Annotated in this window: 26 protein-coding genes and 1 tRNA gene; 19 read left to right on the top strand and 8 right to left on the bottom strand. The window is 70.6% G+C overall.

Annotation, left to right across the window (positions count from 1 at the left end):
* Window positions 1-52: 52 nt before the first annotated feature.
* From GN153_RS15490 to GN153_RS15475, 4 genes are all read left to right on the top strand, one after another.
* Window positions 53-1,009 carry a D-2-hydroxyacid dehydrogenase gene (locus GN153_RS15490; protein WP_159904387.1) on the top strand — a complete coding sequence of 319 codons (957 nt, stop codon included), beginning with the start codon at window positions 53-55 and terminating at the stop codon, window positions 1,007-1,009.
* Window positions 1,010-1,092: 83 nt separating this feature from the next.
* On the top strand, window positions 1,093-2,223 hold the full coding sequence (locus tag GN153_RS15485) for a hypothetical protein (RefSeq protein ID WP_159904386.1): 1,131 nt from the start codon (window positions 1,093-1,095) through the stop codon (window positions 2,221-2,223).
* A 202-nt stretch (window positions 2,224-2,425) separates the two neighbouring features.
* The gene (locus GN153_RS15480) at window positions 2,426-4,957 is read left to right on the top strand and encodes a DNA topoisomerase I (RefSeq protein ID WP_159904385.1); all 2,532 of its coding nucleotides are present in this window, start codon (window positions 2,426-2,428) and stop codon (window positions 4,955-4,957) included.
* An 85-nt stretch (window positions 4,958-5,042) separates the two neighbouring features.
* The gene (locus GN153_RS15475) at window positions 5,043-5,903 is read left to right on the top strand and encodes a halocarboxylic acid dehydrogenase DehI family protein (protein WP_159904384.1); all 861 of its coding nucleotides are present in this window, start codon (window positions 5,043-5,045) and stop codon (window positions 5,901-5,903) included.
* Between the two features lie 31 nt (window positions 5,904-5,934).
* On the opposite strand, the gene GN153_RS15470 is transcribed toward GN153_RS15475, so the two are convergent.
* Window positions 5,935-6,345 (bottom strand): universal stress protein, encoded by a 411-nt coding sequence (locus GN153_RS15470; RefSeq protein WP_159904383.1) that lies wholly within the window; start codon window positions 6,343-6,345, stop codon window positions 5,935-5,937.
* A 140-nt stretch (window positions 6,346-6,485) separates the two neighbouring features.
* Here GN153_RS15470 and aspS point away from each other — a divergent pair, with 140 nt between their 5' ends.
* A complete protein-coding gene (gene aspS / locus GN153_RS15465; protein ID WP_159904381.1) occupies window positions 6,486-7,787 on the top strand; it encodes an aspartate--tRNA(Asn) ligase in 1,302 nt (433 codons plus the stop codon).
* A 21-nt stretch (window positions 7,788-7,808) separates the two neighbouring features.
* On the opposite strand, the gene GN153_RS15460 is transcribed toward aspS, so the two are convergent.
* Both GN153_RS15460 and GN153_RS15455 read right to left on the bottom strand, forming a co-directional pair.
* On the bottom strand, window positions 7,809-8,312 hold the full coding sequence (locus GN153_RS15460) for a hypothetical protein (RefSeq protein ID WP_159904379.1): 504 nt from the start codon (window positions 8,310-8,312) through the stop codon (window positions 7,809-7,811).
* Window positions 8,309-8,611 (bottom strand): DUF6290 family protein, encoded by a 303-nt coding sequence (locus GN153_RS15455; RefSeq protein ID WP_159904377.1) that lies wholly within the window; start codon window positions 8,609-8,611, stop codon window positions 8,309-8,311. Before GN153_RS15455 ends, GN153_RS15460 begins: the two co-directional genes overlap by 4 nt.
* A gap of 108 nt (window positions 8,612-8,719) precedes the next feature.
* On the opposite strand from GN153_RS15455, the gene GN153_RS15450 reads away from it, so the two are divergent.
* From GN153_RS15450 to GN153_RS15425, 6 genes are all read left to right on the top strand, one after another.
* Window positions 8,720-9,589 (top strand): pantoate kinase, encoded by an 870-nt coding sequence (locus tag GN153_RS15450; protein WP_159904375.1) that lies wholly within the window; start codon window positions 8,720-8,722, stop codon window positions 9,587-9,589.
* Window positions 9,590-9,663: 74 nt separating this feature from the next.
* Window positions 9,664-10,707: a hypothetical protein gene (locus tag GN153_RS15445; protein WP_159904373.1), complete on the top strand. Its 1,044-nt coding sequence runs from the start codon at window positions 9,664-9,666 to the stop codon at window positions 10,705-10,707.
* Window positions 10,708-10,770: 63 nt separating this feature from the next.
* Window positions 10,771-11,514 (top strand): 4-phosphopantoate--beta-alanine ligase, encoded by a 744-nt coding sequence (locus GN153_RS15440; RefSeq protein WP_159904371.1) that lies wholly within the window; start codon window positions 10,771-10,773, stop codon window positions 11,512-11,514.
* Window positions 11,515-11,743: 229 nt separating this feature from the next.
* The gene (gene cysE / locus GN153_RS15435) at window positions 11,744-12,418 is read left to right on the top strand and encodes a serine O-acetyltransferase (protein ID WP_159904369.1); all 675 of its coding nucleotides are present in this window, start codon (window positions 11,744-11,746) and stop codon (window positions 12,416-12,418) included.
* A gap of 220 nt (window positions 12,419-12,638) precedes the next feature.
* Window positions 12,639-13,424 carry a DUF7260 family protein gene (locus tag GN153_RS15430; protein WP_159904367.1) on the top strand — a complete coding sequence of 262 codons (786 nt, stop codon included), beginning with the start codon at window positions 12,639-12,641 and terminating at the stop codon, window positions 13,422-13,424.
* A gap of 154 nt (window positions 13,425-13,578) precedes the next feature.
* Window positions 13,579-14,511, top strand: coding sequence for a sulfide-dependent adenosine diphosphate thiazole synthase (locus GN153_RS15425; protein ID WP_159904365.1), 933 nt, complete (start codon window positions 13,579-13,581; stop codon window positions 14,509-14,511).
* A 45-nt stretch (window positions 14,512-14,556) separates the two neighbouring features.
* Here the strand turns inward: GN153_RS15425 and GN153_RS15420 are convergent, their stop codons facing one another.
* Window positions 14,557-15,624 carry a Brp/Blh family beta-carotene 15,15'-dioxygenase gene (locus tag GN153_RS15420; RefSeq protein ID WP_159904363.1) on the bottom strand — a complete coding sequence of 356 codons (1,068 nt, stop codon included), beginning with the start codon at window positions 15,622-15,624 and terminating at the stop codon, window positions 14,557-14,559.
* Window positions 15,625-15,770: 146 nt separating this feature from the next.
* Here GN153_RS15420 and GN153_RS15415 point away from each other — a divergent pair, with 146 nt between their 5' ends.
* The 6 genes from GN153_RS15415 to pan2 all read left to right on the top strand — a co-directional run bounded on the left by GN153_RS15415 (window position 15,771) and on the right by pan2 (window position 20,679).
* Complete coding sequence (locus GN153_RS15415) at window positions 15,771-16,097, top strand: hypothetical protein (protein ID WP_159904361.1); 327 nt, start codon at window positions 15,771-15,773, stop codon at window positions 16,095-16,097.
* A complete protein-coding gene (locus GN153_RS15410) occupies window positions 16,084-16,707 on the top strand; it encodes a DUF4188 domain-containing protein (protein WP_159904359.1) in 624 nt (207 codons plus the stop codon). Before GN153_RS15415 ends, GN153_RS15410 begins: the two co-directional genes overlap by 14 nt.
* A gap of 25 nt (window positions 16,708-16,732) precedes the next feature.
* Complete coding sequence (locus GN153_RS15405; RefSeq protein ID WP_159904357.1) at window positions 16,733-17,323, top strand: TetR/AcrR family transcriptional regulator; 591 nt, start codon at window positions 16,733-16,735, stop codon at window positions 17,321-17,323.
* Between the two features lie 127 nt (window positions 17,324-17,450).
* Window positions 17,451-18,104 (top strand): DUF2306 domain-containing protein, encoded by a 654-nt coding sequence (locus GN153_RS15400; RefSeq protein WP_159904355.1) that lies wholly within the window; start codon window positions 17,451-17,453, stop codon window positions 18,102-18,104.
* Between the two features lie 76 nt (window positions 18,105-18,180).
* Window positions 18,181-19,290: an aminopeptidase gene (locus GN153_RS15395; RefSeq protein ID WP_159904353.1), complete on the top strand. Its 1,110-nt coding sequence runs from the start codon at window positions 18,181-18,183 to the stop codon at window positions 19,288-19,290.
* Between the two features lie 168 nt (window positions 19,291-19,458).
* Window positions 19,459-20,679: a proteasome-activating nucleotidase Pan2 gene (pan2, locus tag GN153_RS15390; RefSeq protein WP_159904351.1), complete on the top strand. Its 1,221-nt coding sequence runs from the start codon at window positions 19,459-19,461 to the stop codon at window positions 20,677-20,679.
* Between the two features lie 180 nt (window positions 20,680-20,859).
* Here the strand turns inward: pan2 and sufU are convergent, their stop codons facing one another.
* On the bottom strand, window positions 20,860-21,282 hold the full coding sequence (gene sufU, locus GN153_RS15385) for a Fe-S cluster assembly sulfur transfer protein SufU (protein WP_159904349.1): 423 nt from the start codon (window positions 21,280-21,282) through the stop codon (window positions 20,860-20,862).
* A gap of 86 nt (window positions 21,283-21,368) precedes the next feature.
* On the opposite strand from sufU, the gene GN153_RS15380 reads away from it, so the two are divergent.
* Together GN153_RS15380 and GN153_RS15375 are read left to right on the top strand one after the other, a co-directional pair.
* Window positions 21,369-21,473 (top strand) — tRNA-Ile (locus tag GN153_RS15380).
* Window positions 21,474-21,662: 189 nt separating this feature from the next.
* On the top strand, window positions 21,663-22,112 hold the full coding sequence (locus GN153_RS15375; protein WP_159904347.1) for an HVO_A0114 family putative DNA-binding protein: 450 nt from the start codon (window positions 21,663-21,665) through the stop codon (window positions 22,110-22,112).
* A gap of 197 nt (window positions 22,113-22,309) precedes the next feature.
* Here the strand turns inward: GN153_RS15375 and GN153_RS15370 are convergent, their stop codons facing one another.
* From GN153_RS15370 to GN153_RS15360, 3 genes are read right to left on the bottom strand one after another with little or no spacing between them, the layout of a single operon-like run.
* Complete coding sequence (locus tag GN153_RS15370) at window positions 22,310-23,752, bottom strand: dihydrolipoamide acetyltransferase family protein (protein ID WP_159904345.1); 1,443 nt, start codon at window positions 23,750-23,752, stop codon at window positions 22,310-22,312.
* Entirely contained in the window at window positions 23,742-24,752 is a 1,011-nt protein-coding gene (locus GN153_RS15365) for an alpha-ketoacid dehydrogenase subunit beta (protein WP_159904344.1), read from the bottom strand. The genes GN153_RS15370 and GN153_RS15365 overlap by 11 nt, the downstream gene beginning before the upstream one ends.
* Window positions 24,749-25,888, bottom strand: coding sequence for a thiamine pyrophosphate-dependent dehydrogenase E1 component subunit alpha (locus GN153_RS15360; RefSeq protein ID WP_159904343.1), 1,140 nt, complete (start codon window positions 25,886-25,888; stop codon window positions 24,749-24,751). Before GN153_RS15360 ends, GN153_RS15365 begins: the two co-directional genes overlap by 4 nt.
* Between the last annotated feature and the right edge of the window lie 108 nt (window positions 25,889-25,996).

Here is a 25,996-nt window from a genome sequence, read left to right as displayed (position 1 = left end):
TCCGAACCGGAGAGGGGGAGCTTACTTGCTGGCGGGCTCCGAACGCCGGGGCATGACCGACACACCGGACCTGGTCGTGTTGCGAACCGGCGTCCACGGGATGCCCGTCGCCGACTACGCCGCGGCGCTGCGCGAGCGGCTCCCCGACCGGCGGGTGGTCCACGCCCGGACCCCGAGCGAGGAGCGGGAGCTGGTCGCCGACGCGCCCGCCGCGACCGGCCGGACCATCGACGACGGCGTGCTCGCAGCCGCCGAAGCGCTGGAGCTGTTCGCTTGCTCGTGGGCCGGGACGGACCACCTCCCGACCGACCGGTTCGAGGAGCGCGGGGTCGCGGTCACCAGCGCCGCCGGCGTCCACACCCCCAACGTCGCCGAGCATGCCGTGGGGGCGATGCTGACCTTCGCGGCCGGCCTTCTAGAGGGACGCCGCCGGCAGGGCCGTCGGGAGTGGCGCCACTACCGGACCCGGGAACTCCAGGGGAGCACCGTTACGGTGGTCGGCCTCGGCGCCATCGGGACGGGCGTCGTCGAGCGGCTGGAGGGCTTCGGCGTCGACACGGTCGGCGTCCGGTACACGCCCGAGAAGGGCGGCCCGACCGACGAGGTGGTCGGCTTCGACGGTCCCGGGTTCGAGGACGCGCTCGCCCGCAGCGAGTATCTCGTGCTGGCGTGCCCGCTGACCGACACCACCCGGGGGCTGGTCGGCTGGCCGGAACTGGAGACACTGCCCCACGACGCGGTCCTGGTCAACGTCGCCCGCGGGCCCGTGGTCGAGACCGACGCGCTCGTCCGGGCGCTGCGGGAGGACCGGGTCGGCGGCGCCGCGCTGGACGTCACCGACCCCGAGCCGCTGCCCGCCGACCACCCGCTGTGGGGCCTGGAGAACGCCCTCATCACCCCTCACAACGCCGGCCACACCCCCCACTACTACGACCGGCTGGCCGACATCGTCGCGGAGAACCTCCGGCGGCTGGAGGCCGGCGAGGAGCTGCGGAACCAGGTGGTCTGAGCGGGAGCGGGGCTCGGCCGGGAGTCACGGCGGCCGGCCACCCGCACCGTAACCGTCTTTTCGGCGCTGGCGTAACTCCGGGCATGCACTCGACCCGCCGCGCGCTCGCCGCGGCGCTATCCGTTCCCGTCCTCGCGGGCCTCGCGAGTCCCGCGGCGGCCCACGCCGGGACGACGCACGCCGGGACGCCACACTGGGTGTTGCTCCTCCTGGTGCTCGTGGGGCTGGCCGGCGTCGGACTCGGCGTCCGGGCGGTCCGCCGCGGCGGCCGCGAACTCGGCGCCCTCGCTATCGGCGCCGGGACGCTCTTTCTGGTCGGCGGGGGGATCGGGCTCGTCGAGATCCAGGTCACGCCGGAGGTCGCCCCGGCCTGGAGCGAGTGGTTCACCCTCCTGAACGTCGGCGTCGCCGTCGCCCTCGCGCTGGGGAGCCTAATTGTCGTGCGCTGGCGCTGGTCCGAGCGCCCCCGGTACGTCGCGCTCGGCGGACTGCTGGCGGCGTGGACGGCCTACCCGGCGGTGATGCCCAACGGCGGGCTGACCCACCCGCTGGGCTACCTGGTCGTGCTCGGCCTGCCGCTCGTCGTCGTGTACGTCCTCGTCCGGGACGCCGGCAGCCGGCTCCGGCGGGCGCTCGCGGACCGGAAAGCGCGGGTCGGGGCCGGGCTGACCTTCCTGGCTTTCACCCTTTTCTTCGCGGTCTCCTCCGGGACGCTGACGCTCAACCCCGACACCGGCGTGGGCCTGCCCGACCACGCCTTCCTGACCGTCCAGGGGGTGGCCTCGCCGCTGGTCTACTGGCCGGCCGTCGAGTTCTACGCCCCCTCCGTTCCGGTGGCGGGCTACGTCTCCGTCGGCTCCCTGGTCCTGCTCGCGGTGCTGGGCGGGCTGGTGGCGCTCAATGCGGGGCTCGTCCTCCGCCAGTGGTCCCGGGGAGAGAGCGGGTCGCCGCGGGCGATGGCCGGGGCGCTTGCCTCCTCCGGCGCGACCGCCTGCTGTTGCTGTGCGCCCGCGCTGTACGGCGTCGTCGGCGCGGCCTTCGGGACTGCCGCCAGCCCGGTCTACTGGGCCTTCCTCGACCCAACCTCTCCCGTCGGGGGGCTGTTCCTGTCGGCGAGCGTTATCCTCCTGACGGGGAGCGCGATACGAAGCGCCGAGGACGCCTGCCGTCTCCCCGGCTCCGCCTCCGGGGTCGACGCCGCGGCGGCCGACTGAGCGGGCGGCGGCGCAGGGCCGAGATGCGGCGCACGGGAACAGGTGTCGCGTGTGCGCCCTGCGCACGCCCGGTCCACACCCGCCCGCACGCCTGCTCGTGTACCCGCCCGCGTCCCGCGCACACCCGCGCTGTCCTGCGGTTCCCGAAAGGCTTTAGCCGAGCAGGGGGTAGGGACGGGTAGATGACAGGAGGTGAGCGGCGGTGGAGCTGATCGTCACGGAGAAGGAAAACGCCGCCCGCAGGATCGCGGAGATACTCAGCGAGGGTAGCGCCGACGCCGAGCGGCGAAACGGCGTGGGCGTCTACCGCTGGGGCGACACGCGCGTCGTCGGCCTCTCGGGACACGTCGTCGGCGTCGACTTCCCCCCGGAGTACGAGAACTGGCGGGACGTCGAGCCCGTCGAACTGATCGACGCCGATGTCGTCACGGAGCCGACCCAGGAGAACATCGTCCGCACCCTGCGCGAACTCGCCCGCGAGGCCGACCGGGTCACCATCGCGACCGACTACGACCGCGAGGGCGAACTCATCGGCAAGGAGGCCTACGAACTGGTGCGGGAGGAGACCGACGCGCCCGTCGACCGCGTCCGGTTTTCCTCGATCACCGACCGGGAGGTCCGGGAGGCCTTCGCCGAGCCCGACGAGATCGACTTCGACCTGGCGGCCGCGGGGGAGGCCCGCCAGACCATCGACCTGGTCTGGGGCGCCGCGCTCACGCGCTTTCTCTCGCTGTCGGCCCGCCAGCTCGGCAACGACTTCATCTCCGTCGGGCGGGTGCAGTCGCCGACGCTGAAGCTGATCGTCGACCGGGAACGGGAGATCCAGGCCTTCGACCCCGAGGACTACTGGGAACTGTTCGCCGACCTGAGCCGGGACGGCGAGTCCTTCGAGGCCCAGTACTTCTACGACGACGACGGGACCGAGGCCGAGCGGGTCTGGGAGGAGTCGGCCGCCGAGGCGGCCCACGAGCGGCTGCGGGCCGCCGACGCCGCCGAGGTGACGAGCGTCCGCCGGCGCACCCGGACCGACGAGCCCCCAGCGCCGTTCAACACCACCGCGTTCATCTCCGCGGCCGGCTCGCTGGGCTACTCGGCCCAGCGCGCGATGTCGGTCGCCGAGGAACTCTACACTGCGGGCTATCTCACCTACCCCCGGACCGACAACACCGTCTATCCCGAGGACCTCGACCCGGAGGAGCTACTCGATGCCTTCGTGGGCAGCCGCGCGTTCGGCGAGGACGCCGAGTCGCTGCTCGACCTCGAGGACCTCGAGCCCACGGAGGGCGAGGAGGAGACCACGGACCACCCGCCGATCCACCCCACCGGCGAGGTGCCCGACCGCGGGGACCTTGGGGAAGACGAGTGGGAGCTGTACGAGCTGGTCGTCCGGCGCTTTTTCGCCACCGTGGCGGAGCCGGCGACCTGGGCCCACCTGCGGGTGGTCGCGGAGGCGAACGGCTGCCAGCTCAAGGCAAACGGCAAGCGGCTGGTCGAGCCCGGCTACCACGAGGTCTACCCGTACCCGAGCACCAGCGAGACCGTCGTCCCCGACGTCGAGGAAGGCGACCGGCTGGATATCGCCGACGTTCGCCTGGAGGCCAAACAGACCCAGCCCCCGCGGCGGTACGGCCAGTCCAGACTTATCAAAAAGATGGAAAGTCTTGGACTGGGCACCAAGGCTACGAGACACAACACCCTCGAGAAGCTGTACGACCGCGGCTACATCGAGGGGGACCCGCCCCGGCCGACCAGGCTGGCGGAGGCGGTCGTGGAGGCCGCCGAGGCCTTCGCGGACCGCGTGGTCAGCGAGGAGATGACCGCCCAGCTGGAGGCGGACATGGACGCCATCGCGAGCGGCGAGGCAACTCTGGAGGAGGTGACTACCGAATCCCGCGAGATGCTCGGGGAGGTCTTCGAGGACCTCCGCGAGTCACGGGAGGCGGTCGGCGACCACCTCCAGGAGTCGCTGAAGGCCGACCGCCGGCTCGGTCCCTGTCCGGAGTGTGGCGAGGACCTGCTTGTCCGGCAATCCAGGGACGGCTCCTACTTCGTGGGCTGTGACGGCTTTCCGGACTGTCGGTTCACGCTGCCGCTGCCGAGCACGGGCGAGCCGCTGGTGCTCGACGAGGTCTGCGAGGAACACGACACCCACCACGTGAAGATGCTCGCCGGCCGGGACACCTTCGTCCACGGCTGCCCGCGGTGTGCGGCCGCCGAGGCCGACGACAGCGACGACGAGGTGATCGGGCCGTGTCCGGAATGTGGGGAGAGCGTTGCTCCGGACGAGCAACGAGGTGGAGGCGGCGAGGCCGCCGAAGCGCACGGCGGCGAGCTCGCGATCAAACACCTCCGGTCGGGCTCGCGGCTGGCCGGCTGTACCAGATATCCGGACTGTGAGTACTCGCTGCCCCTGCCCCGCAACGGCGAGATCGAGGTGACCGACACCTACTGCGAGGAGCACGACCTGCCCGAACTGGTGGTACACGACGGCGAGGACCCCTGGGAGCTGGGCTGTCCGGTCTGCAACTACCGGGAGTACCGCGCCGAGCAGGCCGTCGAGGACCTGGAGGACATCGACGGGGTCGGCGCGGCGACCGCCGAGAAACTCGAGTCGGCCGGCGTCGAGTCGCCCGACGACCTCCAGACGATCGACCCCGAGACCGTGGCCGACGACCTCCAGGGCGTCTCCGCCGACCGCCTGCGTGAGTGGCAGGAGCAGGTCGAGGCTGCCTGAGCCGCCGGCCGGGCGCGTGGCTGGCGCCGGTCCCGGGCACGCAGCCGGCACTCATCCTTATTCCCCGGGCGGGTGTACGTCGACCATGTCCCTCGACACGAGCGCGCAGGTCTACGACCACGAGGCGGCGGGCTGGCAGCGCGGCCTCTACGACGACGTCAAGCGCACCTTCCGGGCCCCGTTCGTCAACTGGATCTTCCGGACTGCGATGGCAAACGAGCCCGCCTTCCTGCGGTACACCTGGGGCCAGGTCGCTCCCGTCTTCGACACGCGGGCCTTCGCACAGTTCAGCGTCGACTACCGCGACGCGGTCCTCACGGAACTGGAGGTGCCGGTCCACGAGGGCCGGGACCTGGGCCTGCGGCCGCCGGAGTACCGCGAGCTCCAGGGACAGCTGGCGACGTTCGATATCGTCGGGCCGCGGCTGGCGGTGCTGTTCAGAACGCTGGCGCGAACGCTCGACGGCGAGCGGGTCGGCGGCGCCGCCGGCGGGGTCGACTCGACGGCCCCCTACCCTGCCGCCCTCGACCGCGACCGCGGCCGCGAGCCGACCATGGTCGGGCCCGGCGAGACTCCCCCGGGAACGGAGGAGACGCTGGCGGCGGTCCGGGAGGCCCACGACCTCGGCGACGGGCTTCCGAGCATCTACCGGTGTCTCGCGCAGTGGCCGGCCGCCCTCGACGCCGGGTGGGCGGCGGTGACGGCCGACGAGGAGGCGCTGGCGGCCGCCCGCGGGGAGGCCGACCGGCTGGTCGAGGACTTCGTCGGCCGGCTGGCCTACACGCCGCGGACCACGCCGGCGGACCTCCGGAGCGCGGGGCTGGGCGGGGCCGTCGAGGACATGGCGGCGCTGTTCGGCGGGTTCGACGCCGGAGGGACCGACCTGTTGCCGTTGCTCTCCGGCTACGCCGCGGCCGTCGGTGCAGAGGGCCGGCGCCGGCTCTGAGCCGTTCGCAGCCGAAAAGTCGCGGGGCCGCTCACTCCCGGCGGCCGGTGACGGCGACCGCGCGGTTGGTGTTCAGGAGGACGGACTGGGTGACGCTGCCGAAGAGGACCTTGCCGGCGGGGCTGCGCTTGCGCCCGCCCATCGCGATGAGGTCGGCGTCGATGTTCTCGGCCAGCTCGCGGATCCCCTCCGCGGGCGGGACGTCGGCCTCGCGGATCTCCGTTTTGACGCCCGCATCCTGGAGGGAGTCACGCGCCTCTCGAACGGCTCTGACCCGGGAGGGCGTGGCCATCGGCTCGGGAAGGTCCGCACCCTCGGTCTGGAGGACGTGGGTCAGCGTCGCCTTGACCTCCTCGTTCGCCCGCGGGAGGTTTGCGACGAACTCCGCCTGTGACAGGCCGCGCTCGACGTTGTCGTCGATGGGCACCAGTACCTGGTACATACCCCGGGATTCGCCGATGTGGTAGTTAAAGGTCCGGTTCTGGTGTCAGCAGACAGGAACGGGGTCGCGAGCCACGGCCGGACGCGCTCTACCGAGTCACAAAGACTGGCCTTAAGTCCGGGCCGCCCTCACCCGCGTCCATGGACGACCGCACCTACGCAGCCGACGCCGAGCCCGGCACGGACGCGACCGTCGCCGGCTGGGTCCACGAGGTCCGGGACCTGGGCGGCATCGCCTTCCTCATCCTCCGGGACAAGTCGGGCAAGATCCAGGTGAAATTCGAGAAAGACGAGATGGACGACGACCTCGTCGACACTGGACTGAGCGTCCACCGCGAGAGCGTCGTTCGCGTGGAGGGCACGGTCGAGGAAGAAGAGCGGGCCCCCACCGGCGTCGAGGTCGTCCCCGACTCGCTGGAGGTGGTCGCAGAGGCCGACCCCGAACTACCGCTGGACCCCTCGGGGAAGGTCGACGCCGACCTCTCGACCCGGCTCGACAACCGGACGCTCGACCTCCGCAAGGAGGAGGTCAAGGCCATCTTCCAGATCCGCGCGGAGATGCTCCGGGCGGTCCGCGAGCAGTTCCGCGACCTGGGTTGTACGGAGATCAACACCCCAAAGATCGTCGCTACCGGCACCGAGGGCGGGACGGAGCTGTTCCCGGTCACCTACTTCGGCCGGGAGGCGTTCATGAACCAGAGCCCCCAGCTGTTCAAGCAGCTGATGGTCGGCTCCGGCCTGGAGCGGGTCTTCGAGGTCGGCCCGATCTTCCGCGCCGAGGAGCACAACACCCCCCGCCACCTCAACGAGGCGACGAGCATCGACTTCGAGTCGGCCTTCTACGACCACACCGACGCGATGGACGCCTGCGAGGCAGTCGTCCGGGCGGCCTACGAGGGCGTCGCCGAGAACTGCGCCGAGGAGTTGGAGACGCTCGGACTCGAGGACTTCTCCGTTCCGGAGGCCGACTTCCCCCGGCTGAGCTACCAGGAGGCCATCGAGCGGGTCAACGCCACCGGCAAACTCGACGAGCAGCTGGTCTGGGGCGACGACCTCTCGACGGAGGCCGAGCACGCGCTGGGCGAGGACGTCGGCCGCCACTACTTCGTCACCGACTGGCCAAGCGAGGTCAAGCCGTTCTACATCAAGGACCACGACGACGACCCCGAGCTGTCGACGGGCTTCGACCTGATGCACCCCTCCCTGGAGCTGGTCTCCGGGGGCCAGCGCGAACACCGCTACGAGCACCTGATCGAGGGGTTCGAACAGCAGGGCCTCGAACCCGAGGCCTTCGAGTACTACACCAAGATGTTCCGCTACGGAATGCCGCCCCACGCCGGCTGGGGGCTGGGCGCCGAGCGGCTCGTGATGACGATGCTCGGGCTGGAGAACATCCGGGAGGCGGTCATCTTCCCGCGGGACCGCCAGCGGCTGAGCCCCTGAGCCACCTTTCCTTCGAGGGTATCAGTCGACCTCGCCGACCGCCCGCTCCCGCAGTCGCCCGGTCATCTGGAGGCCGTGACTGTCGGTCCGACGGATCACACGTTTGGCCTGGCTCGCCGGGAAGTACTTGTCCTCGCTGGCGGCGCGGGCCACCGTCCCGAACGTCCCGGTGACCGTCGCCCCGAGCCCGTCGGCGACGGCTCTGAGCCGGCGGTCGTCGGAAACGAGAGCGACCTCCTCGCCGCGGTCCCGGGCCGCGAGCACGGCCGCGACGAGGGCGGCGTCGACTGTCAGCGAGTCCACACCGAGCAGCGCCTGTGCGTCGGCCTCGAAGCCCCCGGCGTCGACCTCGGTGGCGACCTCGGCCTCCGCGAGAAACCGCGCGACGTTGGTCCGGGCGGGCTCGACGTCGACCGCCGCGGCGGCCGCCTCCGGAACGACGAGGTCGCCGTCGAAGGCGCCCAGCAGCTCGAGTTCGCCGACCATCCCGAGGTCGTACAGGACCGTCGGTCCGACGAGGATCATAGCTCGCGGGCGCGCTCGGCGTCGAACTCGAGGTCCGTGGGGTCGAGTTGGGTCGTGAGCCCGCGGTCGTGCGCGAGTTCGAGCCACTCCCCAACCGTCACGTCGGCCAACCGGGCAGCCTCCGTGACCGAAACGTCGCCGGCCTGGTAGCGCTCGACCGCGTGGTGGGTCCGTAGCGTCTTGATGCCCTCGGCCATCGCCTGCCGGAGGGTGCTGCTGCGGTCCTGCCCGAACAGCTCGGCCGCGTCCTCCAGCCGCTGCTTTTCCTCCTCGGAGAGTCTGACGCTCACCGTCGGCATGATACATTGTGATACGTCGTGGTACGTAAGCCTGCCGGGGGCGGACGGACCGCCCGGCGGCGGGCGACAGGCGCCAACGGTTATGTGGCTGGCCGGCACAGCCGGAGTATGACCGGAGTCCGCGACCCGGAGCCCGCACGGGCGTTCGTCCCCGGGCACGCGGCCGGCTTCGCGACCGTCGACCGCCACGACGACCCGACGAAGGCCGGCGCGCGGGGCGCGGGACTGGCGCTCTCGGATGGCGTGACCGTCACCGTCCGCCCGGCCGGGGAGCGCTCGGTCGAACTGGACGGCGAGCCCGTCGAGCTGGGTGCCGCCGAGCGCGTGCTGGACGCCCTGCAGGCCCCCGTCGCGGTCCGCGGGGCGAGTGACCTCCCGCGCGGGGCCGGGCTCGGCGTCTCCGGCGGGATGGCACTCGGTGCCGCGCTGGCGACGAACCGCGCGCTCGACCGGGGGCTCTCCGTCAACGAACTCGTGACGGTCGCCCACGGCGCCGAGGTCCAGGCGGGGACGGGCCGGGGCGACGTGGTCGGGGCGGCCCGGGGCGGCGCGCCGGTCCGGCTGGAGCCGGGCGGCCCCCACGAGAACGTCGTTGACGCCATCCCCGAACCGGCCCGCGTGGAGTACCACGCGCTCGGCGAGCCGGGCGGCGACACCGCCACGGAGGGTGACGGGGGCCTGCCCGTGGCCGACGACGAGCTGACAAGGGCCGGCGAGCGCGCGCTCTCGGCAGTCGTCCGGGACCCGACGCTGTCGACGGTCATGGAGGCCTCGCGGCGGTTCGTCCGGGAGACCGGCCTGCTGACCGACCGCGCCCGCGGCGTCATCGAGGACGTCGCGGCGGCGGGCGGGTCGGCGACGATGACGGTCGGGGGCGAGACCGTTCTCGCGCTCGGTCGCGGGCTCTCGGACGCGGGCTACGACCCGGCGGCCTGCCGGCTCCACCCCGGCGCGGCCGTCGAGGCGCCCGTGAGATAGGTGCACCTCCGACAGCCCCGACCGCCAGCCTGGCTGCCCCGTGGATTTATTCGCGCGCCGCGTCGGGTGGGCGTATGGGCGGTTCCGACGGCGGCCAGCCGGGCGACACGATGCGCGAGCGGGCCGGCGAGAGCCGGGTGAAGCTGTGGCTGTTGCTCGAGGCGAACCGGTGGGTGGTCGCCGCGGTCCCTGTCGTCGCGGTCTTCGCCGCCCTCGTCGTGCTCGGGACCGTCGACCCCTCGCCCCTGCAGGATGCCGTCGGCGGGAAAGACCCCATCGAGACCACCTTTCAGGGCTTTCTGACCGCCATCATCACCGGCGTCACCCTCGTGGTGACGCTGAACCAGCTCGTGCTCTCCCAGGAGCTGGGCGCGGTCGGCGACCAGCGCGAGCGGATGGACGAGGCGATGGCGTTCCGGGAGGACGTCGAGGACGCCATCGACGCGCCGGCCGCGCCACCCGAGCCAGCCGCCTTCCTCAGGTCGGTCGTGGACGCGACCAACGCCCGAGCGAACGACCTCGCCGACGCCGTCGCCGACAGCGACGACGACCGGCTCCGCGAGCGCGTCGACAACCTCGTCGACAGCATCGAGGGCAACGCCGACGCGGTGACCGACCGGCTGTCCGGCGCGCAGTTCGGCACCTTCGGGGTCCTCTTCGCCGCGCTGGACTACAACTACTCCTGGAAGGTCTACGAGGCCCGCCGGATCCGCAACACCCACGACGACCTCCCGGAGGAGGCCGACCGGGCGCTCGGCCGGCTGACCGAGGCGCTGACCTTCTTCGGGCCGGCCCGCGAGCACTTCAAGACGCTGTACTTCCAGTGGGAACTGGTCAACCTCTCGCGGGTGATCCTCTACGCCGCGGTGCCGGCGCTTCTGGTCTCGGTCGGCATGGTACTGTTCGTCGACGACGCGGCGACAGTCACCGGCGCGACGTTCGGCGTGAGCAATCTCCTCTGGCTTGTCAGCGCGGCCGTCGCCGTCGCGCTCGTCCCCTTCATGCTGTTGCTCTCCTACGTGCTCCGGATCGCGACGGTCGCAAAGCGGACGCTGGCTATCGGCCCGTTCGTCCTCCGGGAGTCCGACCGGAGCGCCGACATCGACTGGGACGAGTAGGCGCCGCCCGGACGCTCCGCCCGGTGGGGACGGCTTTTTATCCGGGCCGGGCCGGGTTCGGGTATGGAGGAGATCCCCGAGAGCCACCCCCGATACGAGTCGCTTCTGACCCGCCACCGGATCGAGGACGGCGTCGAGCGGGGGATCACCAGCCCGCAGGGGCTGATCGCCCAGGGGCGGGGCGAGGCCTTCGACTACCTGCTCGGCGAGGAGACCATCCCCAGCGCCGACGAGGCCGCCCGCGCCGCCGCCGCGCAGCTGTTGCTCGCCGACCACCCCGTCGTCTCGGTCAACGGCAACGTCGCCGCGCTCGTCCCCGGCGAGGTGGTCGAGCTTGCGGATGCGACCGGCGCCGACATCGAGGTCAACCTCTTCAATCGGACGGAGGAACGGATGGAGGCGATCGCCGACCACCTCCGCGAGCACGGCGCCGAGGACGTGAAGGGGCTGACGGCGGACGCCCGGATCCCCGGCCTCGACCACGAGCGTGCCAAGGTCGACGCCGACGGGATCTACGACGCCGACGTCGTGGTCGTCCCGCTGGAGGACGGCGACCGGGCGGAGGCGCTGGCCGCGATGGGCAAGACCGAGGTCGTCATCGACCTGAACCCGATGTCGAGGTCGGCACAGGCGGCCGCCGTCCCCATCGTCGACAACATCATCCGGGCGGTCCCGAATATGACCGCCCACGCCCGCGAACTGGCCGACGCGAGCCGGGAGGAGCTGGAAGCCATCGTGAAGGAGTTCGACCCCGACGCCGCCCGCGCCGCCGCCGAGCGAGCGGTCCGCGAAGGGGAGCTGGCGTGAGCGAGAGAGCGGGCGGGTGTCGACCCGCCCGGGGCAACCGCGCCACAACGCTTACCACCCGGTCTGGCGTATCGACGCACATGGCGGACACCGCTGTCGCCGGTTCGCAGGCCGCCCGCCAGGCAGCCGCCGCTCCCTGCTGTTGTTGCTGACCCGTACCCCGTCCGGCTCCCAGTCGGATGGTATCCGTGCGCACCGCTTGACCCGACTGACAGCAGTCACCAGAACCATGCCGAACCCGCTCACCTACGTCGTCGAGGACGTTCGCACAGCACTCGAGAAAGACCCCGCCGCCCGGAGCGTGCCCGCGGTGCTGACCTACCCCGGCCTGCACGCCGTCTGGGCGTACCGCCTCGCCCACGCGCTCTGGGAGCGGGGCTTCTGTCTGACCGCCCGCGTCCTCTCACAGTTCGCCCGCCTGGTGACCAGCGTCGAGATCCACCCCGGCGCCCGGCTGGGCCGGCGGGTGTTCATCGACCACGGGACGGGCGTCGTCGTCGGCGAGACCGCGGTGGTGGGCGACGACGTCCACCTGTTTCACGGGGTCACGCTGGGCGGGGACGACCCCCGGCCGGTGAAGCGACACCCGACCGTGGGCAGCGGGGTGACGCTCGGCGCGAACGCCACGCTCGTCGGCGACATCACCGTCGGCGCGGGTGCGACCGTCGGGGCCGGCGCCGTGGTCGTCGACGACGTGCCCGCGAGCGCGACGGTCGCGGGCAACCCCGCCGAGATGGTCGACCGCGGGGACGGCCGCCCGGCCGACGCGACCGACGGGCCGGAACGTGGACCGGCCCCTGACGCTGACACGAGAGGGGACGGGACAGCCGGCGTACCCGGGACCGGAGACGCTGGCGGGGGCGGCCTGACCTCCCGCGCGCGGGGGCTGCTCCCGGCCTGCTGAGTCCGGGAGCGTTCCCGGAGCCGTCCGCTGTCCCGGCGTTTCACCGGCGTCGCTCCGGTATATAGCCCTCAATAGCGGGAGAGAGCCGTACGTCCGGACCGGTGGGAGGGTGTGCCCGCACGTACATCTCATAGCAGCGTTTTTTCTCCCGGTCGGGCACGCCTACAGTGATGGGAACCGGCCACTCCAGGGACCGACAGCACCGTCCGGGGCGGCGAGGATGACCGGGACGAGACAGCCCCACATCGAGCGTGCGCTGGACGTCGTCGAGGCCGAGACCGCGCTGCTCCGGCGCGAGCGGGACGCCTTCGAACGCTTCCTCCGGCGGGTCGGAAACCTCCAGGTGAACACCCCCGCGACCGGAGCGGTCGGGCAGACCGCGCCGGAGGCGAGCGGCGCCGCTCCGGCACAGTCCACACTGATCACGGGCGACGCGCCGGACGGGCTCGAGGGGGTCCGGACGGCCTACCGGGAGACGGTGATGGCAGTCTCCCACTACGACCGCGAGTACGGCGAGAGCCTGGCCGAGCACGCGGCGGCGGAGCTGGGCGAGACCGTGGCCGCACAGCTCGTCAGTGGGGCCGCACCGGCTCCGGTCGTCGAGCGTGCCGTCGTCGAGGCTGCCGGCGAGGCCCGCGACAGTCGGAAGGAACTGGTCGCCATCCTGGAACGCGAGCGCGACTCCCTCGAGGGAGTCAAAGCCGACCTCGACGACCTCGAACGGTCGGTCTACGACCTCGGCCGGCGGGTCCCGAGCGCGACCCGCAGCGGTGAGCTGGCGGCCATCGACGCGGACCTCGAGGCAGCCGAACAGCAGTGTACCGACCTCCTGAACCGGCGCCAGGAGCTGCTGCACGGCCGGTCGACGGCGGTCGTCTCGGGCGTCGAGACCGACAGTCTGGTCCGGTATCTCTACGGGGGGCTGGAGACACACTGTCCCGCGCTCGCGGACATCGCGGCCTGTCTCGACAGCATCCGTACGCACCGGACGCGCTGTCTCCGCTGACGCGGACGCGGTCGGACGGGGGGGAGTCTGTGCCGCCACCGGCGACCCTGTCTTCAGTCCGAACGGGTCGCGCCCCTGCCCGCGTGCCATCGGCGTCGTCGCCACCTGCGGCATGAAAGCGCTTATGCATCTCTCGGTAATACCACTCGGTTGTATGAGCGACTCAGAGTACGGTCAGTTCAGCGACGTCGGTGAAGCAGAGGTCACACGGGCGATCGGCCAGGAGTGGACCGAGGAGTTCATGGACTTCTCGGACTCGGACGTGATCATCGTCGGCGGCGGCCCCTCGGGGCTGATGGCCGCAAAAGAGCTCTCCGAACGGGACGTGCAAACGATGGTCGTCGAGAAGAACAACTACCTCGGCGGCGGGTTCTGGCTCGGCGGCTTCCTGATGAACAAGGTGACGGTACGGTCACCAGCCCAGCACGTGCTGGACGACCTGGACGTCGACTACAAGCAGTCCCAGGACAGCGAGGGGCTGTACGTCGCCAACGGGCCGGAGGCCTGTTCGGGGCTGATCAAGGCCGCCTGCGACGCCGGCGCGAAGATGCAGAACATGACGGAGTTCACCGACATCGTGATCCGCGAGGACCACAGGGTGGGGGGGATCGTGATGAACTGGACCCCGGTCCACGCGCTGCCCCGGGAGATCACCTGCGTCGACCCCATCGCCGTGGAGGCCGACCTGGTCATCGACGCCACCGGCCACGACGCCGTCGCCGTCTCCAAGCTCCAGGAGCGCGGAGTGTTGGACGCGCCGGGCATCGAGCACGCCGACGAGCACAACACCGGGATGGACCAGACCGGCGACGATTCCTACGGCGCCCCCGGTCACGACTCGCCGGGCCACGACTCGATGTGGGTCGGCGAGTCCGAGGATGCAGTCGTCGAACACACCGGCCTCGCCCACGACGGGCTGGTCGTCACGGGGATGGCCACCGCGACCACCTACGGGCTCCCGCGGATGGGCCCGACCTTCGGCGCCATGCTCCTGTCGGGCAAGCGCGCGGCTCAGGCCGCCATCGACGAACTCGGCGTCGACGCCGAGGACGTCGACATGACGACGCGGGCGCCCGCCGACGACTGACTCCCTTTCGGGTCCGCCTGCGGCGACCCACTCGTGACAGGTGAATTACGGGACGAACCAGATCCCCTCCTCGCGGTCGAGTAGCGAGCCGACCACCACGTGGGGGAGCGCGATGATGCTCACGAAGACACTCCAGAAGGCGACCGCCCCGATAGCGAGGGGCGCGCCGCCGAGCGGTTGCGGAGCGACCCGGAACAGGACGCCCGCGATGAGGAAGGTGAGCACGGCGCCGGCGAGCAGGAGGCCGCCGGCAGCGAGGGTGACGTGTTCCGGCCGGTCGAACTCCAGCAGGTCCGGCCCAGCTTTCGGCCGCCGACCGTCGACCGCCAGCGACCGGGCGACCTGCCGGGTCGAGTACCACAGCGGGAAGTAGAGTCCGACGGCCACCACGACCGGAACGGCGAGGAAGTAGGCCCCCAGCAGGAGGGTCTCGCCGGCGTCGACCAGCCACGACCGGCCGCCGCCGCGGGCGTAACCCAGCCCGATGTGTGCGAGGGCGGCCAGCGCCCAGCCGCCACCGACCAGCCACCGGGTCACCTCGAAGTAGGGGGCGACCGCCGCGAGCGCGCCGGGCTGGAAGATGTTCACCATGTAGTGACTGAACATCCGGAACGTGTCCGGCCAGGCGAAGATCGGGACGGCCATCACCGCGCCGCCGCGGACCGCGGCCGCGAGCAGGCGCTGGGGCCGCGTGCGGAGGTGGCCGGTTCCCGTGGTCGCGTCGAGCACCGACACCCCACCGAGCCCCCCCTTCGCCACCGCCACCCCGATGGCCAGCGCCAGCCCGAGTACCGGCTGAAGAAAGAACAGGGCGACGAAGCCAGCGACGAGCGCCAGGTAGGCCCCGAGATACCGCCACCGGAAGTCGAGTTCCCGGCGCCGGAGGTTCGCGAAGTGCTCGTAGCCACCGTGAGGAAGGTTCAGCGCGACCATCCCGAACAGGTATATCCAGGCCTGGGTCTCGTAGGCCAGGGTCACGCCGGCAGCACCCAGCCCGACCGCCGCCGCCACGACGGCCAGCAGGCCGACCCGCGACAGCGCCAGCAGCCTGTACCGGGGCCGCCACCCGAGCGATACACCCACCGGTGGGAACCGTATCGACCGGCCACTCATACCTCCACGTTGGGGAGCGGCCCGGGTGTAGCTCCGGCCGAACGTTTGTGGCCGTTTAAGTCCCACCGGGCCGGGAGAGCGACGACCGGTCGGAATCTAAGTGAGTACTCACTAAATATAAGTGGCTGGAGCCGGTACCGGCAGGTATGCACGGACACGCGACACACGGATCCGGTGCAGGTACCGGTGCGGTCGTCTCGGGCGCGGTGCTCGTGGTCGGCCTCGCGGTGACGGTGGCGGACGTCCCGATGGCGTGGCTGGTCTGGCCGCTCGGTTACGGTGCCGTCCTCCCGCTCGCCGTGGCATACGCCAAGCGGAAGGGCGAACGCGACGCCGCCGCGCGGCAGGACGCAGGAGAGGAGTCCGGCGACCGCCTGACACGGGTAAAGGAGGCGTACGTGACCGGCGAGATAGGCGAGGCGGAGTTCGAGCGCCGGCTCGAGGCCGCGCTGGAGGACGATGCGGCTGCGTAGCGCCCTCTGGTGGCTGCTGGGGTTGCTGGGGTTGCTGGGGGCGTTGCGGCGCCTGCGCCGGAACAGCGGGGACCGGTTGGGCCGGGTCCACGCCGAGCGCGAGGACGACGTCGTCGTCTTCCTCATCGGGATGCGGGTCAACGCCGCCTGGAAGCTCCACCGGTGGCTGCCGGTCTTTCTCGTGGCCCCGCGGATGGTGCGGGAACTGCGCCGCGAGCCGGAGTCGGGGCTGCTGGGGAGCTGGGGCTTTCTGTCCCCGCCCCGGACCGTCGGGTTCGTCCAGTACTGGGACTCCTTCGAGTCGCTGCGGGCGTACGCCCGCGACAGCGACCACCTCCACCTCGAGGCCTGGGGGGAGTACAACGAGCGCGAGGCCGAGGCGGGCGACGTCGGCATCTGGCACGAGACCTACCGCGTGCCCGCGGGCGAGCACGAGTCGGTGTACAACAACGTCGCTCCCCGGGGCCTGGGTGCGGCGGCGGGGAGCGAGGTCGTTCCCGCGGCCGGCCGGACGAGTTCCGCGGCGGGCCGGCTCGAGGGGCGCGAGGACCCACACCCCGACGCGACCGCCGCCGTGGCCGCCGACGGCGGAGGGGAGCCAGAAGAGTGAAGCGCCCGAGCGAGGAGTCGGAAGCATGAGCCCCGACCCGGTTCCGGCAGAGGAGCGCGCGGCCATCGCCGACGCCGTCGGGATGGCGTTAGCCGAACACGGCTACGAGCGGCTCACGACCGCGAAGATCGCCGCCGAGTACGGCAAAAGCGAGGCGGGGCTGTACTACTACTACGACACCAAAGACGGGATGATCGCCGCCTTCCTCGAGCAGACCGCCGGCCAGCTCGGCGAGGACCTGGCCGCCCTCGAGGCCGACGACCCCGAGGCGGCGCTGCGGGCGGCCTGCGAACAGCTCTTTCTCTCCCCCGGGGAGGAGGGGGCCGGCCTCCACGTCGCCATCATGGAGCTGCTCTCGCACGCCCCGTACAACGACACCCTCCGTGAGCCGCTGATGGCCCTCGAATCCGCCACGCTGGAGGCGCTTGCCGACATCGTCCGCGCGGGCGTCGGCCAAGGCGTCTTCCGGGAGGTCGACCCCCGCGCGACCGCCGCGTTCCTCCTGGCCGCCGCCGACGGCTCGACCGGCTTCCACGTCGCCCTGGAGATGGACGTGGGCGACGACCTCCGCGCTGGCTGGGAGGAGTACGTCGACTCGCTGCTTGCAGAGGGGTGACCGTGTTCGGCGCTTCTTCTGCATCGGTCCGTCGAGCCGGTCGAGCGAGTGCACGCCCGACAGCGCTCGCCGGCCGGCCCCGGGACTGCCGTCGCAGGGCCTGGCCGGGGTCGCGGGGGTGGTCGGCGTGAGCCTCGCCGAGACCGCGACGCTGTGGCTGCACATCGGGGCCGGATTCGTCGCGCTGGGCGGCGGGCTGGGTGCGCTGACGACCGAGAAGGGCGGGCACCGCCACCGCCAGTTCGGCCGCGGGTTCCTGTACGCGATGGCGGTCGTCGCCGCCACGTCGCTGGCCCTGCTGGCGCTTTCCCCGACCGTCTGGCGGGTCTTTCTCGGGCTCGTGGCCGTGTTCAGCGTCTACTTCGCGTTCTCGGGATACCGGGCGCTGTCGCGCAAGCGGCCGGACGACGGCGCGGGGACCGTCGACTGGGTCGCCGTGGGGCTGTACGGCGCGGCGAGCGCGGGGCTGGTCGGGATGGCCGCGTGGTTCGCCATCCGCGGGGTCGACTTCGGTGTCGTGATGGGCGTCTTCGGCGGGATCGGCCTCGTGTTCTCGGCGGTTGACGTCCGGCGGTTCCGGCACGGCCCCGAGCCCGGTGACTGGGTCGGCCAGCACGTCGTCCGGATGGGGGCGGGCTACATCGCCGCCGTCAGCGCCTTCTCGGCGGTGAATTTCCTGTTTCTCCCGCCCGTGCTCCGGTGGCTGTGGCCGACGCTTCTCGGGACGCCCCTTCTCGTCTACCTGGTCCGGACCTACGAGGCGAGGTTCGCCCCCGGGTAACAGCGGACACCGGAGGCGCTACGGACACAGGACAGGCCAGCCACAGACACTTGTCGCCCGCGGCCGACGGACGCGTATGGACGACCGGATCCACGAGCACGCGGCGGTACTGGTCGACTGGAGCGCGCGGGTCGACGCCGGCGACGACGTCGTCGTCCGGGTCGGCGAGGGTGCCCACGACCTCGGGGTGGCCGTCGCCGGCGCGCTGGGCGAGCGCGACGCCAACCTGCTTGCCTGTTACGATAGCCCCGAACTCGAACGGGCCTACCTGCGGGCCCACGGCGGCGACTTCGAGTCCGACCCCGACTTCGAGCTGGCGCTGTACGAGCGCGCCGACAGCGTCCTCTCGCTGCGCGGGACGCGCAACACGAGCGAGCACGCGGACGTCCCCGGGGACCGCGAGCGGGCGTACAGCCGGGCCCGGCAGAGGATCCGGGAAGCCCGGCTCGCCACGGACTGGGTGTCGACGGTCCACCCCACACGGGCGATGGCCCAGGAGGCGGGGATGAGCTACGCCGCCTACCGCGACTTCGTCTACGACGCGGTCCTCCGGGACTGGGAATCCCTTGCTGACGAGATGCGCCAGCTCAAAGAGGTCCTCGATGCGGGCAGCGAGGTCCGGATCCGCAAGGAGGACGACGCGACGGACCTGACGCTGTTCATCGACGGCCGGACCGCGGTCAACTCCACGGCCAGCGTGGCCGACGACTCCCACAACCTCCCAAGCGGCGAGGTCTTCACCGCCCCATACGACACCGCCGGCCAGGCCGTCTTCGACGTGCCGATGACGGTTCGGGGACAGCGCCTCGAGGACGTCCGGCTCGTCTTCAAGGACGGCGTCGTGGTCGACTGGGAGGCCGGAGCGGGTGGCGACGTGCTCGGGTCCGTCCTCGAAACCGACGGCGGCGCGAAGCGGCTGGGCGAACTCGGGGTAGGGATGAACCGCGGGATCGACCGCCCGACCGGGCAGGTCCTCTTCGACGAGAAGATGGCCGGCACGGTCCACCTCGCGCTCGGGCGGGCCTACGACGCCTGTCTACCCGACGGCGAGACCGGCAACGACAGCGCCGTCCACGTCGACCTCATCACCGACATGCACAGGGAGGGAACCACCCTCGAAGTGGACGGCGAGGTCGTCCAGCGCAACGGCACCTTCCGGTGGGAGGAGGGGTTCGCGGAGGTGTAGATTCCTCGGCCGCGACAGTCGGTCGACGGCGGTGTCGGGAGCGTGCCGGCGGCGAGGTGACGCGGAATATCGGCGGGGTGGTGCGGTGAGGTACACCCCTCCAGCCGGCTTTCGCCCGCGAGGCTCCCGAAGGACCTAAATCCGACCACGCCGAAAGCTTGACACCAGATGTCCCGGAGTCCGTCGCTCCCAGAGCGCCCCCGTCTGGACCTGGACCCCGATATGCCGCCGGGCGAACGGCTTGAGGCGCTCCGGGAGCACTACGTCGAGGTCGTCAAGGTGCACCGGAAACTCAGCGAGCAACTCGACGGCGCCCGCGAGCGCCAGCACGAACTCACCGACGAGGTCGACCGCCTCGAGCGGGAGAACGACACGCTGAAATCCTCCTCGCTGTACGTCGCCACCGCCGAGGAACTGCTCGAGGACGGCGTCGTCGTCAAACAGCACGGCAACAACCAGGAGGTGCTGACGGAGGTCTCCCCGACCGTTCGGGACGACCTGGAGGCCGGGGACCGCGTGGCCATCAACGACTCCTTCAGCGTCCAACAGATCCTCGACCCCGAGACCGACGCCCGCGCCCAGGCCATGCAGGTCGACGCTTCTCCGGAGGTCACCTACGACGACATCGGGGGCCTCGAAGAACAGACCCGCGAGGTCCGCGAGGCCGTCGAGCAGCCGCTGATCAACGCCGACCAGTTCCGGGAGGTCGGTGTCGACCCACCCTCCGGCGTGTTGCTTCACGGCCCGCCCGGCACCGGGAAGACGATGCTCGCCAAGGCCGTCGCCAACGAGACCGACGCCACCTTCATCAAGATGGCCGGTTCCGAACTCGTCCAGAAGTTCATCGGCGAGGGCGCACGCCTGGTCCGGGACCTCTTCGAGCTCGCAAGCGAGCGCGAACCAGCGGTGATCTTCATCGACGAGATCGACGCCATCGCCGCCAAGCGCACCGAGTCCAAGACCTCCGGCGACGCGGAGGTCCAGCGCACCATGATGCAACTCCTCTCGGAGATGGACGGCTTCGACGACCGCGGCGAGATCCGCATCATCGCCGCCACGAACCGGTTCGACATGCTCGACCGCGCGATCCTCCGCCCCGGCCGCTTCGACCGCCTCATCGAAGTGCCCAAGCCGGACTGGGACGGCCGCAAGCGGATCCTGGAGATCCACACCGCCGAGATGAGTCTCGCCGACGAGGTCGACCTCGGCGAGCTGGCGGGCAAGACCGACGGCTTCACCGGCGCGGAGCTGGCCTCCCTGGCTACCGAGGCCGGCATGTTCGCCATCCGGGACGAGCGGACGACCGTCGAACCCCGGGACTTCGTGGACGCCCTCAAGAAGGTCGAGGAGGAAGAGGACGCCGCCGGGACGCCGATCGCGTTCGCCTAACGCTACCACCTTTTTCCGCTCGGGTTCGCTCACTCCGTTCGCGAACCACTCGCGGCAAAAACGTGGGCGAAAAAGGCCGGACGTTCCCTCGCTTCGCTCGGTCACGTCCGGTGAACCGCGCGCCGCAGGCGCGCGGATGCTGTGCTCAAAACTGTCGTGGCAGCCTAAGAAACGGGGGAGTCAGTCCTCGGTCGTCGTCTTGTCGGTGTCCTTCTCGCCGAAGTAGATTTCGACCCCGTCCTGGGCGACCTTCTCGGCCAGCACGGCACACTTGACCCGCATCGGCGAGATGTCGACGCCGAGCATCTCGGTGATGTCGTCGCGGTCCATCCCCTGCAGCTCCTCGACGGACATCCCCGCGAGCCGCTCGGAGAGCATCGAGGCCGAGGCCTGGGAGATGGCGCAGCCGTCACCCCGGAAGGCGACGCGCTCGATGGTGTCCTCGTCGTCGTCCAGCACGATATCCATCTCGATGGTGTCCCCGCACATCGGGTTCTCGCCGACGTGGGTGACCGTCGCGTCCTCGATTTCCCCGTAGTTGCGCGGGTTCTTGTAGTGGTCGAGGATCTGCTGTCGGTACATGTCCGAGCCGCCGATGCCCATAGTGGATACCGGTATGTGTGGCCGGCGGAAAAGGGTTCCGAGGGTGAACGGTAGAGTTTAGTCCGGGCGCCGGAAAGACCGGGTGAGGGCCCTTAGCTCAGTCCGGTAAGAGCCCCCGGCTCATACGGGAGCGAGTCACGGCTTCTCCCTGGGACACCGGGTATGCGGTGGTTCAAATCCGCCAGGGCCCACTTCTGATGTCGCCTGCGACGAACGGACGTGAGGAGCCAGCGACATCTGTGTGGTAGACCGGATTTGAACGAGAGAAGTCGCAACCGCGAGCCGTGCGAGCGGTCCGTCTTCGCGTAGTTCCACATCCGCCAGGGCCCATCTGCGAGGAACGAACGTGACGAGCTGATGGGCCCCACCAGGAGATCACAATGACTGATACCACACCGCCGCTGCATCCGATGGAACGTGAACAGCTTCGGGCTGAATCGACGCTCGTCGTGACCGTGAAGTCGGCCGAGGAGTTCCACGATGACGTGACTGCCAGCATCGAAGGTCTCGCGGCGGGCGACACGGCGGACTCGACGCCGACGCTCTCGTTCACCAGCTACGACGACCTCCTGGAGACACTGACGCCGCGCACCCTCGAACTCATCGAAGCCATCCGCCGCGATGAGCCAGCCAGCATCAACGAGGCGGCACGGGTCGTCGACCGGGACGTGAAGAACGTCCACGAGGAACTCAGTCTGCTCGCTCGACTGGGCATCATCTACTTCGAGGAACGCGGCCAGCGGAAACGGCCGGTCGTCTGGTTCGACGAACTCGTCATCAACCTCCCGTTCGATCCTGAGGCTACCGATACGGCGCCAGCGCCGTCGTGAGCGGCGGGAGTACCAGTTGATGAGCACGGCCCCGGCTTGTCGTCGCTCCGCGCTACTCGCTGGCGTTGCTGACAATGTCACGAACTGGTCGGAGAGAGCAGAGTGACCGGATTCGCGTCCTCTCTTGCGTGCTTTTGAATACCCGAAACGAGTGGCACCTGCGAAGAACGGAGGTAAGGAGCGCGACGGCGCCGGCTTCAGAGCCGCGAGAGCAGGATGTCGGGGTCCTCGACGCCCTCGATGACGTGCTCCATGAACTGCCCGGCGGTGACCCCATCCACGAGCCGGTGGTCGTAGGAGAAGCTGAAGCCGATCCGCTCTTGGACTGTGAGTTCACCGTCGACGGCGACCGGCTTCTCCTCGATGGCGCCGACGCCCATGATCGCCGCCTCCGGGTGGCGGATGATCGGTGTCCCGAAGGTGCCGTGGCCGCCGTGGCTCCCCGTGTTCGTGATCGTGAACGTGCCGCCCTGGAGGTCAGCCGGGCTGATCTCCCGTTCGCGTGCCGACTCGACGGTCGCGTTCAGCTCCTCGGCGACCTCAACCAGCGACTTCTCGTCGGCGTCCTTGACCACCGGGACGATGAGCCCGTCGTCGGTGTGAGTGGCCACGCCGATGTTGTAGGACTCGTATTTGGTGATCTCGCCGGCCTCCATGTCGACGGAGGCGTTGACCAGCGGGAACTCCTTCAGCGCCGGGACGACGGCCTTCACCAGCAGCGCCGTGTAGGTGATGTGGGCGTCGTGTTTCCCGTCGAGCCGTTCCTTGAGCTCGACTAGCTCGGTCGCGTCGGCCTCGAACCCGGAGGTGACGTGGGGGATCTCCTGTTTCGAGCGCTGCATGTTCTCGGCGATGGTCCGGCGCAGCCCCCGAAGCGGCTCGACCGTCTTCTCGCGGCCGGATTCGTCGACGGCAGCCGCCCCGGCCGCCTCGGCCTCGTCCGCCGTCGCCTCCGGCTCGGCGGCCGCGTCGGCGCCGGCCTCGGCAGTGGCATCGACCTCCGGCTCGGCCGCCTCCGCTGGCTCCGCTTCCTGGGCTTCGAGGAAGGCGTCGACGTCCTCCTGCAGGACCCGCCCGCCGGGGCCGGTCCCGTCGACATCGGCGAGGTCGACGCCCTGTTCGCGAGCGTACCGTCGAGTCGACGGGGCGGCGAACACGCGCCCGTCGCCGGCGTCCGCGCCCGCCGCATCCCCCTCCGCTTCGGCCCCGTCTCCGGCGTCGACGCGTCTGACCGCCGACTTTGGGGCTGTGTCGCCGTCCTCGGCGTCGCCTGCGGCCGCGTCCGCGGACGTGTCTGCACTCGCCTCCTGGTCGGCCCCGGACGCCGATTGCTCGGCCGCCGCTCCGCTCTGGGTCCCCTCGGCGCTCTGCTGGCGGGGCGGGTTCTCGGTGAGGAACACCGCGATGACATCCCCGACCTCGACGACGTCGCCCGGTTCGGCGACGACCCGCTCGAGGGTCCCCGTACACGGCGTGGGGATCTCGACGACGGCCTTGTCGGTCTCGACGTCGACGAGGGGGTCGTCCTCGCGCACCTCGTCGCCTTCGGCGTGGTACCACTCGATGATCTCCGCCTCGGTCAGCCCCTCGCCGGGGTCCGGCAGGCGAAAGTCGAACTCCTGGAGGCTTTCAGAACTCATAGTCCATCACCGCCTGGATCGCGTCTGTCGCGCGCTGTTCGTCCGGCAGGTAGGCGTGTTCGGTCTGGTGGCCGGGGAAGTGCACGTCGAAGCCCGTCGCCCGCTTGACCGGGGCCTTCAGCCGGTCGAGCGCGTACTCGTTGATCAGTGCGGAGACCTCCGCACCCATCCCCAGCGTTCTGCGGGCCTCGTGGAGTACGACCGCCCGGCCGGTCTTCTTCACCGACTCCAGAATGGTCTCCACGTCCAGCGGCGACAGCGTCCGCAGGTCGACGATCTCGACGTCGGCGTCGACGGAGTCGGCGGCGGCCTTGGCGTGGCGGGTCATCGCGCCGTAGGTGTAGACCGTGACGTCCTCGCCGCGGCGGACGTAGCGGGCCTCGTCAAGCGGCAGGGTGTACTCCTCCTCGGGCACCGGCTCCTTGCCCTCCCGGTAGATCTTCTTGGGCTCGAGGAAGAACACGGGGTCGTCGCTGCGGATCGACGCCGCGAGCAGCCCCTTGGTCTCGTAGGGGGTCGACGGGACGACCACCCGGACGCCGGGCGTGTGCACGAGGTACGTTTCCGTGGATTCGGAGTGGTACTCGCTGGATTTGATCCCGCCGGAGTAGGGCATCCGGACGGTCATCGGGACCTCCAGGTTCCCCCCCGAGCGCTCGTACATCTTGACGAGCGTGTACATGAACTGGCCGAAGGCGGGGTAGAAGAAACCCATGAACTGGATCTCGGGGACGATCCGGCAGTCCCGCATCGCCATCCCGACCGCGGTCCCGAGGATGCCGTTCTCCGAGAGCGGGGTGTCGATCACCCGCTCCTCGCCGAACTCCTCGAGCAGGCCCTGAGTCGCCCGGTAGACGCCGCCGATCGGGCCGATGTCGTAGCCCATCAGCCGGACCGACTCGTCGCGTTGCATCTCCTGGCGCAGCGTCGCGTTCACCGCTGTAACGAGGTTCATCTCCCGCCCGGCCTGGTCGCTGCGGGACTCAGTCGTGAGGCTCATTCCAGCCCCTCCCCGGTGAAGTCAGTGAACGGATTCTCCCCGTTGCGCTCGGCGCGTAGCTCCTGGCGCTGGTGCTCCTGTGCCCAGGACCCCCCCGACTCCTCGTGCAGGTGGTGCTCGAACATCGTCTCCGGGTCCGACACCGGCACCTCGCGGGCCTCGTCGACCGCGTCCTGGATCTCGTCGCGGACCTCCTCGCGGATCCGCTCGGGGTCGCCCTCCTCGAGTACCCCCGTCCGGAGGAGGAAGGTTTCGAGGCGGTCGATGGGGTCCTTGTCCTCCCAGTACTCCCGTTCGTCGGCGTCGCGGTAAACCGACTCCTCGTCGGCGGTGTTGTGCTCGACCATCCGGTAGGTGACGGCCTCGATGTACCCCGCGCCCTCCCCGTTGCGGGCCCGCTCGCAGTGTTCCTTGGCTTTCGCGTAGACGGCGAGGACGTCGTTTCCGTCGACGCGGTCGTAGGGGACGCCGTGGGCGACGGCCTTCTGGGCGAAGGTCTCGGCGGCGGTCTGGCGGTGGGCCGGGACGGAGATCGCCCACTGGTTGTTCTGGCAGACGGTGACCGCCGGGGCGTCGAAGACGCCCGCGAAGTTCAGCGCCTCGTGGAAGTCGCCCTGGCTGGTCGAGCCGTCGCCGATGTAGGACATCGTCACCGCGTCGTTGTCCCGGAACCGGTCGACCATCGCCGACCCGACGGCGTTGGTGACGTTGACCGCGAGCGGGACGTACACCGGCGTGAACGACACCGGCGGCTCCTCCTCGACGGGGAGGTGCTCGTCGACCGTCTCGGGTTCGGCGCCCATCATCCCCGCGACGGCCCGGGCCATATCCGCTCCCCAGTAGAGCGCGGCCGGCGTCTGCCGGTAGGAGGGGAAACACCAGTCCCCCTCCTCCAGGGCGGCCGCCGAGCCACAGGAGACCGCCTCCTCCCCGGTCGCGCGCGCGACGATCGACACCTCGCCGCGGCGCTGCATCCGCAGCGCCTTCTCGTCGAACTCCCGGGAGGTGACCATCGTGCGGTACATCCGTGTGAGCGTCTCCTCGTCAACGTCGGGCACCTCGCCGACGACGTTGCCGTCCGGGTCCAGCACCCGATAGAACTCCTCCGACGGTCGCTGTTCTTGCCACTGCGACATGAGAGACCCGTCCACCGCAACGCGAAAGTAGTTTTGGGATAGTGTCACACGCCGGTCCCTTCGGATCCTCCGCTTCGGACCCGTCACGTCCGGGATTTTTGTGCGTCC

Source organism: Salinirussus salinus, from assembly GCF_009831455.1.
Taxonomy (GTDB): Archaea; Halobacteriota; Halobacteria; order Halobacteriales; family Haloarculaceae; genus Salinirussus; species Salinirussus salinus.
This window is presented reverse-complemented; position numbering and strand designations above follow the sequence as displayed.